General features: G+C 36.4%; 12 protein-coding genes and 1 pseudogene. 4 read left to right on the top strand and 9 right to left on the bottom strand.

Annotated elements, in window-relative coordinates:
* Window positions 1–41: 41 nt before the first annotated feature.
* The 3 genes and pseudogenes from KSU66_RS15540 to KSU66_RS15530 all read left to right on the top strand — a co-directional run.
* Window positions 42–122: pseudogene (locus KSU66_RS15540) on the top strand (DUF2200 family protein); the annotation flags it as partial.
* A 40-nt stretch (window positions 123–162) separates the two neighbouring features.
* Window positions 163–855 carry an SDR family oxidoreductase gene (locus KSU66_RS15535; RefSeq protein ID WP_269052389.1) on the top strand — a complete coding sequence of 231 codons (693 nt, stop codon included), beginning with the start codon at window positions 163–165 and terminating at the stop codon, window positions 853–855.
* Window positions 856–1179: 324 nt separating this feature from the next.
* Window positions 1180–2430 carry an amidohydrolase family protein gene (locus tag KSU66_RS15530; protein ID WP_269052388.1) on the top strand — a complete coding sequence of 417 codons (1251 nt, stop codon included), beginning with the start codon at window positions 1180–1182 and terminating at the stop codon, window positions 2428–2430.
* A gap of 559 nt (window positions 2431–2989) precedes the next feature.
* On the opposite strand, the gene KSU66_RS15525 is transcribed toward KSU66_RS15530, so the two are convergent.
* From KSU66_RS15525 to KSU66_RS15490, 8 genes are all read right to left on the bottom strand, one after another.
* Window positions 2990–3394, bottom strand: a complete 405-nt coding sequence (locus KSU66_RS15525) for an HIT family protein (RefSeq protein WP_269052387.1) — start codon at window positions 3392–3394, stop codon at window positions 2990–2992.
* Between the two features lie 216 nt (window positions 3395–3610).
* Window positions 3611–4015 carry a GNAT family N-acetyltransferase gene (locus tag KSU66_RS15520; protein ID WP_269052386.1) on the bottom strand — a complete coding sequence of 135 codons (405 nt, stop codon included), beginning with the start codon at window positions 4013–4015 and terminating at the stop codon, window positions 3611–3613.
* 245 nt (window positions 4016–4260) lie between these two features.
* Window positions 4261–4647 carry a DUF5071 domain-containing protein gene (locus KSU66_RS15515; RefSeq protein ID WP_269052385.1) on the bottom strand — a complete coding sequence of 129 codons (387 nt, stop codon included), beginning with the start codon at window positions 4645–4647 and terminating at the stop codon, window positions 4261–4263.
* 389 nt (window positions 4648–5036) lie between these two features.
* On the bottom strand, window positions 5037–5594 hold the full coding sequence (locus tag KSU66_RS15510; RefSeq protein ID WP_269052384.1) for a hypothetical protein: 558 nt from the start codon (window positions 5592–5594) through the stop codon (window positions 5037–5039).
* A gap of 107 nt (window positions 5595–5701) precedes the next feature.
* Entirely contained in the window at window positions 5702–6658 is a 957-nt protein-coding gene (locus tag KSU66_RS15505; protein ID WP_269052383.1) for a M23 family metallopeptidase, read from the bottom strand.
* Window positions 6659–6847: 189 nt separating this feature from the next.
* On the bottom strand, window positions 6848–7384 hold the full coding sequence (locus tag KSU66_RS15500; RefSeq protein ID WP_269052382.1) for a hypothetical protein: 537 nt from the start codon (window positions 7382–7384) through the stop codon (window positions 6848–6850).
* Window positions 7385–7589: 205 nt separating this feature from the next.
* The gene (locus KSU66_RS15495; RefSeq protein ID WP_443028998.1) at window positions 7590–7889 is read right to left on the bottom strand and encodes a DUF6526 family protein; all 300 of its coding nucleotides are present in this window, start codon (window positions 7887–7889) and stop codon (window positions 7590–7592) included.
* A gap of 86 nt (window positions 7890–7975) precedes the next feature.
* Entirely contained in the window at window positions 7976–9769 is a 1794-nt protein-coding gene (locus tag KSU66_RS15490) for a DUF4153 domain-containing protein (RefSeq protein ID WP_269052381.1), read from the bottom strand.
* A 290-nt stretch (window positions 9770–10059) separates the two neighbouring features.
* Between KSU66_RS15490 and KSU66_RS15485 the strand changes: the two genes are divergently transcribed.
* On the top strand, window positions 10060–10326 hold the full coding sequence (locus tag KSU66_RS15485; protein ID WP_269052380.1) for a hypothetical protein: 267 nt from the start codon (window positions 10060–10062) through the stop codon (window positions 10324–10326).
* A 181-nt stretch (window positions 10327–10507) separates the two neighbouring features.
* Here the strand turns inward: KSU66_RS15485 and KSU66_RS15480 are convergent, their stop codons facing one another.
* Window positions 10508–11746 (bottom strand): NADH:flavin oxidoreductase/NADH oxidase family protein, encoded by a 1239-nt coding sequence (locus KSU66_RS15480; RefSeq protein WP_269052379.1) that lies wholly within the window; start codon window positions 11744–11746, stop codon window positions 10508–10510.
* Between the last annotated feature and the right edge of the window lie 41 nt (window positions 11747–11787).

Genomic DNA, 11787 nt, shown 5'->3' with positions numbered 1-11787 from the left:
TTATTGATTTTCAATAAGGTCATTTTATACAAGTGAGTTGAAAAATTCGCTATTTGGATAAGCTAATCGATGAGTTAGCAAAGGGAAAAGCGATGGAAAAGATTTTACGTAATAATAATTAAAAGCGAAAAACACAATACAGAGTAGAAAGGATCGATTGAGTTGGTTAAAAAAATTGCTGTTATAACTGGAGCTGGAAGTGGATTAGGCGCTTCACTCGCGAAAAAATATGCAGAAGATGGGTATCACGTTTGTTTGCTTGGAAGAACGGAAGCTAAATTGGAGCGTACTACGAGGGATTTATCGACCGAAGATCATTCGATTTTCACAGTAGACGTATCCTCTAAACGAGAAGTGTCTCAAGTTTTCGATAAAATTAAGGAAAACTTAGGTACAGTAGACGTTCTCGTCAATAATGCGGGGGTCGGCGTGTTTGATCTAGCGGAAAATCTATCTGAAGAAGCGGTCCACCAAATGATCGACATCAATTTAAAAGGCACGATTTTCTGTACGCAAGAAGTACTCGCTGACATGAAAGAAAAAAATAGCGGCAGCATTTTAAACATCGTCTCCACAGCTGGATTAGCAGGAAAAAAGACGGAGACCGTTTACTGTGCAAGTAAATATGGTATGCGTGGTTTCCACGAAAGTCTACTCGTCGAGCTAGAAGAAACAGACATTCACGTATTCGGCGCCTATATGGGCGGCATGAAAACAGAATTCTGGGATGGTATTTTTGATGTGTCCCAAGCAACAGGATTAATGGAGCCCGAAGACGTTGCTGACATCATCTTCCATAACGCAAAGATAAGAAAAAACTTGAATGTGGATCAAGTTGTCATTAAGAATCATTGAAGTAGGGATTAGTCACCCTTTGCGTGACTTTTATTGATTACGTTCATAGGCATTAACCACTTCTGTCGTTGCCTTACTAGTGATTGTCACAAGACTTACCACCTGTTGTCAGAGCGGTAATAGTTAAAATATTGAAGGGTCAAAAAAAGCCTAATTCCTCCCTCTTTTTAGAGAGGAATTAGGCTTATAATTTTCACAATCGCGCCCGATTCTTGAAGAGGCTTATCATGTTATTTTGAGCGTAAGAATTCTTGCAGTCATTCACAACTGTTATAATAGTTAATATAACCATGTATTAGAATGGATAAAGGAGTAGTGTATAGTATGAAAAAGTATATTAATGCGAATATCTATGGGGACCCAGAATCCCATGAATTTTTAGTGGAAGACGGTCAGTTTAAAGCAATAGGTAATGATTTACACAACGCAGATGAAGTGATCGACTTACAAGGTCGTTTGGTGTTACCCCCTTATGTTGACCCCCATTTACACTTAGATTATATCTTTTCCGGGCTAGGAGAAGGAAATGCGAATGTTTCAGGTACGTTATTTGAAGGCATCCAGCGTTGGAGTGATAATAAAAAATCATTGACTGAAGAAATGGTACGTGAGCGTGCGCTTAAAGGAATTCGAAAAGAATTGAGTCATGGCGTTCAATTCATTCGTACACATGTAGATATTACGGACCCTAACTTAACAGGGATGAAAGCTTTAATTAAACTACGTGAAGAATTGAAAGATATCGTTACATTACAACTTGTCGCATTTCCTCAAGAAGGGTTCTTTCGATATAAAGGTGCAGAAGATCTAATGGAAGAAGCACTTAAAATGGGTGCTGACGTGGCAGGTGGAATCCCTCACTTTGAAATTTCTTATGAACATGGTGTTGAATCCTTGAAACGTATTGTGAACATGGCAATAAAGTATAACGTAATGATTGATATTCACTGTGATGAAAACGATGATCCGAATAGTCGATTTTTAGAAGTGTTAAATGCGCTTGTTATGGAAAAAGACTATGGTGAATATACAACAGCAAGTCATACAACTAGCTTTGGTTCTGTAGAAAATAGTTATGCCAATAAGATGTTAGGTTTATTTAAAGAATCACAAATTAACTTTATTTCTTGTCCAACTGAAAACGCACATTTACAAGGACGTGGCGACAGTTATCCGAAACGCCGTGGCTTAACACGAGTAAAAGAGTTGTTGGAAAATGGAAATACGGTTGCATTTGCACAAGATTCGATTGCGGATTACTGGTATCCACTCGGCAACGGAAATATGATGAACATTTTAGACAATGGGATCCATTTAGCGCACTATACACACATCGATGAAATCAATAAAGCGTTGGACCTGATTACATACCACGGTGCAAACCTTATGAGAGTTAACGATGAGTATGGCATAGAAGTGGGTAAACCAGCTAACTTTATCGTTTTAGATGCACAAGATCCTTATGAAGCAATTCGTGAACGTGCGGAAGTCCTGATGTCAGTTAGAAATGGTAACTATCTATTTAAACGTGAACCACGAAAAAATGAAATAGAAATAGATTTCTTAAAACAATAACATTCCTTAATCATCTCTAAAAAATTTATTCTAGATTTCTTTGCATTCGTCATGATCCAAGCTAGCTTTTCATACTTGAGTTAATTTCATAATAGATGATTTAGTCTTGAAATACGAACAAAGTTGATTTTCGCTTCGGGCGGACGCTTTCCGTGGGCACGGCTTCAATCTCCTCGTCACTGCGTTCCTGCGGGGCTTTCAGCTCGCGCTGTTCCCACCGGAGTCGCCGCCCTCCGCTCCAATCAACGAAACGCCTTCTATATTAATGAACAATAAAACTTAAAACCCCATTATCATTCGTATTTTAAGGTAAAATAGGGAATTATGAAATCGACTCACTTAGATAACCTTTTATTTTTTCTTTGAACAATTATAAATCTACTAATGACAAAAGCGATAACTATATAAATAAGATTTAAAGTTAAGGCTCTGTGAAATAATATTGTTGATAAAAGATTAATAAAGAAAAAAGGACCCGAAAGGTCCTTTTTTTGCTAATCTGCTTCATCTAGCGTCCTTTTTAGTTGATGAAGCTTGTTCAACAATGGCACCCGTTAGCTTAATAATTTCTCCTTTTATTATCAGCACTTTTAAACATATATCTAATACCTTTGCCCGCAAGTGGTTCATCTTCATACCTTGGTAATACATGAAAATGAGAATGAAATATATGTTGTCCTCCAATCTCGCCACAATTCCATCCGAGGTTATATCCTTGGGGTTGATACATTTTATCTAAGTAATTTTTCACATCTTGAAGAAGTGTATAAGTTGCATTCCATTCTTCTATCGTTAAGTCAAATGCAGTTTCCCTATGTTTTTTAGGTACAATTAGCCCAGCACCTTCAAGGTGTATACCTTTCTCTTGTGCTTGTTCTAACTGTAAAAACATACAAAACTCATTGCTTAAAATGACTTTTTGGGTTGGTTCTAATTCTGGATTACAAAATATACAATCTTTCATTCAAATCTCCTCCTCACTGTTCGGTATTTTCTATTTCTATTTTAACCCTGTTATTCAACTAACCTGCCCTTTAGTTCAATAAGAAGATAGGCTTTACTCCTTCTTGAAGTAAAGCACCCGATTGCTTATTAGTGTATATCTTTAATGGTTAATATTATGGGAATTCAATAGACAAAAACGCTTGGAACTGTCCAAGCGTTTTTATTATCTTTATTATTAAATTCCAGATTGCATTTTATAGTTCCTCAAAACCATCCCATTTGACCTTGTCATATTAAACTTTTCATAATAAGGGACTAGGTCATCGTCACAACATAAATCAACCATATATATATTATCAAGTTCCTTTAACATTCGGCTTACCAATTCTTTACCTATACCTTTATTTTTGTATTCTGGTAACACTTCAAGAAGTGGAATGTAAGCAGATAGAACGCCATCACTAATTGCGGTAATAAATCCAATGACTTGATTTGTTTTATCATCTAATGCAATAACTACTTTACTGCTGTTTTTCAACAGTTTTAAGTGAGTTTTTGGTTTAGGTGGATTTGGCCATCCTTCAAAAAAACCTTTTAACATATCCGGTGAAATACTATCGAGTGAGTTCTTATATAACATAATATATCAGCTCCTAATTTTAATATTTACTAATTAGATTGAAGATATATCAAAAATAAAGTAACAAAAGTACGACCTCCAAATATTTCAAAGTTCAATTTATTAGACAACTCACATTCATTGTAGCATATATAGAACCGGTATCAGCGCTATTTTACATAATGGCCCGATTGTAGCCCAGCCCTTATTCATTAAACGCGCCCGATTGCGGAACAGCACTATGCGGCACTTTTTGAAAAAGGCAGTTACATTGAAGATAGGATTTCACTTGCACTCTGGTCCACTTCTTCTAGTTGTTCATCTTTAGTTGGTGTTTCGTTCATCCTTATTAAGTCATCGCTCAGCAGCTTTTTTTCATAAATAGGCAAGTCTTTAACTATATGTTCTAAACACCAGTACTTCCAAACGGCATCTTCAGTTAAAAATACCCTTTTTATATGGGGAACAATTTCTTGTGGATATGCTGAAAGTACTTCAACAACCCCGGACGCTATGGGCCAATTCATATCCTGAATCCATTCAAGAAGACCAGGCAGTAGAGGAATAATGTCTTCATTCCTCATCAACTTAATCTTATTAATCCTTTTAAAATCAAACTTATCTCTTGGAAGTAGCTCATTGAAATTATCCACCTTGCACCTCACATTACAATGATTGGAAATTGCCTTACCAAAGAAAATGGCCGTTTACTTGATCTGGACGCAATCGTTTATACTGCAATCGCACCCTTTTATTTAATAACTATTATCTAAAATCTTTATTAACGAACTAACAGCGAACACTATAAATGCCATTTGAGTTAAGACATAGAAAAAGAGTTCAACTTTAGTCAGTTTCCTTTTCTTCTTGATACTTTTAAAATGAAAATAGTAATAAAGTGAACATAAGATTAAAACTGCACCTGAAAACTGGTACACACTCTCCAGTATTTCCTCCAAGTGAACCCTCCTCTTTTATTTGGCCCGTTGCTGAGAAAGGTGCAAATTCTTCTTCAAGAATCGCACCCGTTAATGCAATAAACTCACTCAATTAACACTTCAATTTCATCTTCGCTCTCTTCTACTAATTCCTCTAATAAATAGTCAACCTCCTCATTAAATTCCACCATACCTTTTTCAACATCAAACTCTTCCACTCCTAACTTTTTTGCAAGATAAGTAGCCAAATAAGCATTTTGTTCCTCAATTTTTTTTGCGTATTCTCGTTGGAATTCTTCTGGCTTCATATCTAATTTTTTGGCTTGTGATTCGGCAAATCTACGAATGGCCTTACCGTCTTCATCCTTTGTATCTTTAGGAGGCAGTTCCCCGAACCAGCCACCGTCTCTGTCTTCACTTAAGTTGTCGGAAATAGGAAGGTCCATTTCCTCTACTTTTTGTTTTACCAATTCTATTTTTATTGCCCAGTCAAGATAATCCAAGGCAGTATGATCGGGGTGTAAAAACCTTAAATCTCCTTTTGTAATTTCTTGTCCTTTTACAATGGCTACTGCTTCATTATCATCATATTTTGAAATACTGCTACACCCAGCCAGAAAAATAAAGAGACTGAAAACGAAAAACTGTAAGACTTTTGACATTAAAACACCTCCCCTCAATCCAGTTAAATGGCCCGTTAACGGCATAAAATTTGTGCAACAATCGCACCCGAATATAGAGAAATGTTAAAACCCATTGACTTCTAAACTTATTCCACAAAATCACCTTGGATAAATGGAGCCACGCGATCAAATTTAATATTGATACTTTTGGAAGTCGTGGGATTCGGAGAATCAGATACATGAAAATGGATATGTGGTTCACTGGAATTCCCCGAATTGCCAACTAGGCCAAGTACGTCACCCTCATGGACCTTATCTCCTTCATTTACTATGATTGACTCGTATTTAAAGTGAGCAAGATAGCTAAATTCCTTATTACCATGGTCAAGGATGACATAATTCCCCAAGGGCTGTTCCTCATTCATTTTTCCAACTGGTTGATTATCTTTCACATTATTATCCATTTTAACGACTATTCCATCACCTGGGGCCAGGTATTCCTTGCCAAATGCATAATAACTTTCGTTCAAGGAAGGATCTCCTTCGTAGGTGGTTTCCTCATTCATTATTACGAAGTCGTAGGCATAGCGTTGGTTTTCATATTCATAATGGTAATTAACCAGACTGTTTGTACCTCCCCAAAATACATACCACGTATCCTGAAAAGGAAAATGCATGACTGTTTCTGTATACACATTGTCAGTTTCCGGATACATAGTGAGTGGCATGATCTGTAATCCTTGAATAATATCATTCTCATCAAAGACTGCCACCATACCTTTCGAACCACTATCATCTGTCCACGTGTATTGCTTGGAGCCATTATTATAAGGAAGTTCCGATTGTAAAATATATGTGGTAACGTCCTGATTAAAATCATTACCTAACTCTTGCAGCTGCTTCAACGAAACTTCCTTTTGAAATGCTTTGCTCATCTGACTGTAAACCTTCTCATAGTCTCCATTTAGAAATGTACTGGAAAACTCCTCTGGCTTCATCAGTTTTCCTTTCTGATCAGTCTCTTTATCCTCTCCCATACTGCAAGCGGTTAAGAAAACCGTTAAAAATGCAATCCCTATTAAGACATGTTTAAAACACCTCATACTCGCCCTCCTAACAAATATTTGAATATGTCATAGTACGATGAAGCTGAGTCTAAATACAGAAGCCCGTTATTTTAGTTATTCCACAAATGACCCTGTTACTGAAAAGGGTGCAAATCCTTGTTAAAGAATTGCACCCGTTAGTGGTATAAATCATTATTCAAAAAACCTGATTTTTTCACCTTTTCATCAGTTTACATTTACCTTATTAGAAAGAACCGATTTGTTTATTGTGGCTGCCCTTTTATGATTTGTTAAAAAAATATAGACTGTTAAAATGATGCAAACAAATAACGCAAAATGAAAAGTAGTGTGGAGAGTATTCGGAACTATTCCGTTCATGACAGGTAGGAAAGCATGGGTATTTCCAAACATAGCATTGTATCTTTCCACCCTTTCTTCCGCACCAATCCCAAATAAATACGGAACCCACCATGCCATAATTGCACCTAAGAAAATACATGATGGATGAACAATCAACCAAATCCTTATTAAAACAGGGTATCTTTTTCCAATGAAAAATAGAATCCCGCCTATTAGAAGTAATATTTGCACTACGCCAATCATTGTAACAACCAATGTTTCATTAAAGGACTGTAATGAAGCAATAGCCTTAACGTCATTTAATGTCCCCAACGGAATCAAATCCTGTACTATCATGAATAACAAAATATAGGCGTACCCCAAAAATAGAAACTTTTCTGAAAGACGAATATTCCTTTTCATACACCACTCTCCAATCCTTTGCTTGAACTACACGACACTAAACGTTACTGAGTTATTCAATTAACTGGCCCGTTAGTTGAGTAATACCAGCACTAATATTGATACGTTCTTAATGACCGATAAGTTTCATTAATTGGAAATAAGCAGCTTTCTACTATCTGAGTTTGTGTTAGGGCTTTTCTCATTGAATTAGAAACATTAAATTTTAAACGCGATTATAATCTGCTCGCCATTCATGGATGGCTTGTTTAATTTCATCAGAGGAAAGGTTTTCAGCTAATGTACGATCTACTAAACTGACAAATTCCTCATCCGGCGCAAAATGAAGCGCGATTAACTGAGCTAACGTAAGGCTAGGATCAAGACGCTTTGTCGTTAATATATAATAACGAAATTGCTCTTCAGTACGAATGATTCGGTCTTGAAGCTTTACTGCATATATTCGTGCCAACATGCCAGGAATAATGGCCAAAATGACAACGCCTATTAAAATGAGTGAACCGATTGAAGAGTGTCTTGCACTGGTATCTAAAACTTACAAAAAAGCCTTGTTCAAAAGGCATTACACCATTTCAAACAAGGCTTCTCGCTTTATTTAATATTGATGAACATGTAGATATCAGCATTATATTGATCATCGTATCGATCAACGGAGTTAGCTATGACACTCAATTTCACTTTATCGTTTTCCTGAGTAATCGTGGCCTCCTCTACCGACATTTCGTTTCCATTGTACTGGCCAAGAATTTTAGTGAAGATTTCTTGAGTATCTAGTTGGATCAATTCTTCCTCATTTTCATTCATTACACGAATTGAACTAACACCATTTTTATTGTCGCTCTTTAAGATTTTGTAGGTAGAACCATCATGTTCAATATTTATTACTTGCTCGGAATCATATTCATCGTTTGAACTATGAATATTTAAATGAACCATATGTTGATAATCCGCGATATTGACGACTGGATTACTATCCCAGTTCAAGTATGCATATTGACTTTGATTCAAACCATCATCTACTTCATCGTAAACTTGTGTAAATCCAAAAGTTTCTTGGAAGTTATTATTATAATAGACGTTACTTGGCAACCAATCGATTTCATCAGTATAGCCCATATTCTCTAAATAACCGATCGTCTGTGTAATGACTTTTTTATCTTCATTAGATATCGTTGAATTCGGCAAAATTGTATCATTTTCAAGCATATTGTTTTCTAACAGTGTTCCTTTCAGCAAGCTGATTTGATTCGTACGGCTTACCGTAAATGCATCAACTGGTGGCATAATCGAGATGACTGAAAAAATGAGTAAGACTGCAACGATTAGACCATTTTTCCTAACCGGCATAAAGCTGAATACGATGCCCGCGATGATTGCAAAGACACCAAAGAGAATAACATAATACCTTCCGTACGTAATGCCCATTTCACTAATTTTAACAATAGATGCGATCGTTTGAAATAAAACAATCGGTATCAATACTTTAGGAAATACTTTTCTAAAGAAGTGTGCGAATTTATTATCGAGGTGACTCGCTAAAATATAAACTACAATAACTGTAATTGCATACGATACCAAAAGTGGTTCTAATAGGTTCTTCGTCCAGAAATCCCCGCCGATATTCAGTAGAATGTAAGCTAGAAGAATGACCGTATACAAGGCAGTTAACGGAATAATAATATAAGAAATTAAGATACTTAAATAGTTAGGACAACTAACAGCTCTTTGAATCTTTTCCTCTCGCAGCGTCAATTGCTCAGTTGTTAAATCTGTATCCTTTTTCCCGAAGTAAGGCGGTGTAAAGGATAGAAAAAAGATTGGAGCAAATAAAGTAAAGACGATATTTAATGTATGTGGAATCGTATTATTAGCTACAGAAAACAATAGATTATCGACTGCAAAAATGATTAAACTAATGCCGCCAGCAATTATTCCTGTAAAAAGGAATGTAATAAAAATAGCTTTAAATGTTGCCATAAAACTTTCATTAAAGGTCATTTTACTTTTAATAGAAGGTATCCATATGAATGCCATGAGAAGCGCAAACACTGTGACCCCTGTTTTTATACCCGTTTCCAAATTGAACGTATCATCGGGGTATATTGCGAAAAAGTATGCGCCCGCTAAAACTAAAGCACCGACCATTAGCAGTAGGCGTCCGCTCTCCTTCGTAAAGAAGCGTTCGTAAATCTGTTGTGCAACTACGCTTAATAGCGCACCTATTAAAAAGGTTACTAAATACTGTACATAATGATCCACATCCCGCTGGATTATGATTCCACTAGTAACGGCAGCAGCTAAAAGTAAAACAAACGTTAACGGATAACGGTTGGTAGCTTTTATAATGCCGTCAAACGTATTTTGAAATCGTTTTTTCACCTGCATCGTAATCACCTCTTTCAATTTTTAACCCTATATAAATCAATACCCTAATACTAAAATATTCACACCAGTAATATAAAGACTACGATGTTGAAATTGATATGACTAACTTTAGTATATACCTTTTAGGCGATAAGGTTAATTTTAATGAAAGATACCTTTGCGAGGTTGAATTATGACAATTCACGACTTTTGTTAAAGATTTAAGGGGATACCGACAAAGTGTTATTTAGTCGGTATCCCCCTTTCTCATTTTATGCAATTGTATTGTAGTGAATTAATTGAGTATTGACTTGCATAGCGAATCCGTCGTCGACATCAATATCTTTAACATAGCTCAAATCAACGACCCAGCAAAAAAAGCAAAACTTCACGGCCTGCTCAATGATTTTAGCCAGAAATTCAGATATATTAAATTCATTGATTTCGAAGGAAATGTAGCAGCTCAATACTCATACAATATAGAGGATCATTTTAATCCTCAACGTGTCATAGACTACGTCGGCCTGTTTTTAAACGCAGCTGAAAAAGTTTATCCTGAACTAGTTAAGTTACAATAAGCATAAACAACAAATCAAAAGAGCTATCGAGTGCATCCACGATAGCTCTTTTCTATTTAAAACGTTACTTATGCATATCCCTCAAGAAGAAAATACTACTCGGATAATGCCAGAAACTTTCTACTTCTTCGTTCCATTATGCTAATAACTCAGAGTGATAAAGGTACGCGACACTAAGTACCTATGCTCTTCTTCTCAAAAATACACTACGCCCATTCCCTAGAAGATTTTGTATTAAAGATACCCAGACATTATGGTTAGGGTTTGGAGATTTAGAATTACCGATTCTTGCTAACTGCTGTTCATACCAACCTATTTCTAACAAGGAAGCACTCTTATCTATTATCTTAATCCCCGTTCGGATTGGTTTTGCATGAACGGTTTCATAACTGCCATTAAAGATTTTATTTGCCAAGTCCGGCACTAAGGCAAAAGGTCTTGCAATGCCAACCATATCAACTTCTCCGTTCGTAACAGCATCCTCCATCCCTTTTTGGGAACGAAAGCCGCCTGTCACGACTATTGGTGTAGAGATTAATTTCTGAGCCTTTTTTGCATAGTCAATAAAATATGCTTCTCGTTTATTTGTTGATTCTTTTACATCTGTACCCATCATTATCGGATTCTCATAATTTCCTCCAGAAATTTCAATTAGATCAATCCCTAATCCTGACATTTTCCGAAGAACTTCCATAGACTCATCTTCTGTGAATCCACCTTTTTGAAAATCAGCAGAGTTAAGTTTAATGCCAATTGGAAATGATTTTCCGACTTGTTTCCGAATTTCCTTATACGCTTCTTCTAAAAACCTCATTCGGTTCGCTAAGGACCCTCCCCACTCATCTGTACGTTGATTGTGGTAAGGGGATAAAAACTGGTTAAAAAGATATCCGTGTGCTGCATGGATTTGAACACCTGTAAAGCCTGCTTTTTTCGCAATTCTTGCCGTTTCACCAAATCGGACAATCAAATCTTCAATTTCAGACACCTGAAGTGCGCGCGGTTGGTTAAAGAAACGTTTTAAACCTCCTGTTAGAGGAACAGCACTTGGCGCTACAGGTTCTTTTGAGAGCATTTTGGGTGATTGCTTTCCTGGATGATTAAGTTGCATCCAAAGGTGGGTTCCATTTTCAGTTCCAGCATTCGCCCACTTCATTAACATATTTAGATCACGTTCATCTTCTACAGCAACGTTATTTGGCTCTCCTAGAGCAGTTCGATCTATCATAACGTTACCCGTCATAACAAGTCCCGCACCACCGTTAGCCCAAGTTTTATATAAAGTAACCAATGATTGACTAGGATTTTGATTGGTAGTTCCCAACGCTTCACTCATCGCAGATTTAAAAATCCGATTTTTAATGATCGTTCCATTTGGAAGTTGTATAGAATTCTTCAAAACCGAATTTGATTGATTCATTTTTAGTATGTCTCCTTATTTTTTCACAAAAGTAGAAAGTA

Source organism: Sporosarcina sp. G11-34 (assembly GCF_026931025.1).
Note: the sequence above shows the minus strand (reverse complement) of the source record. Positions and strands in the feature narration are given on the sequence as shown.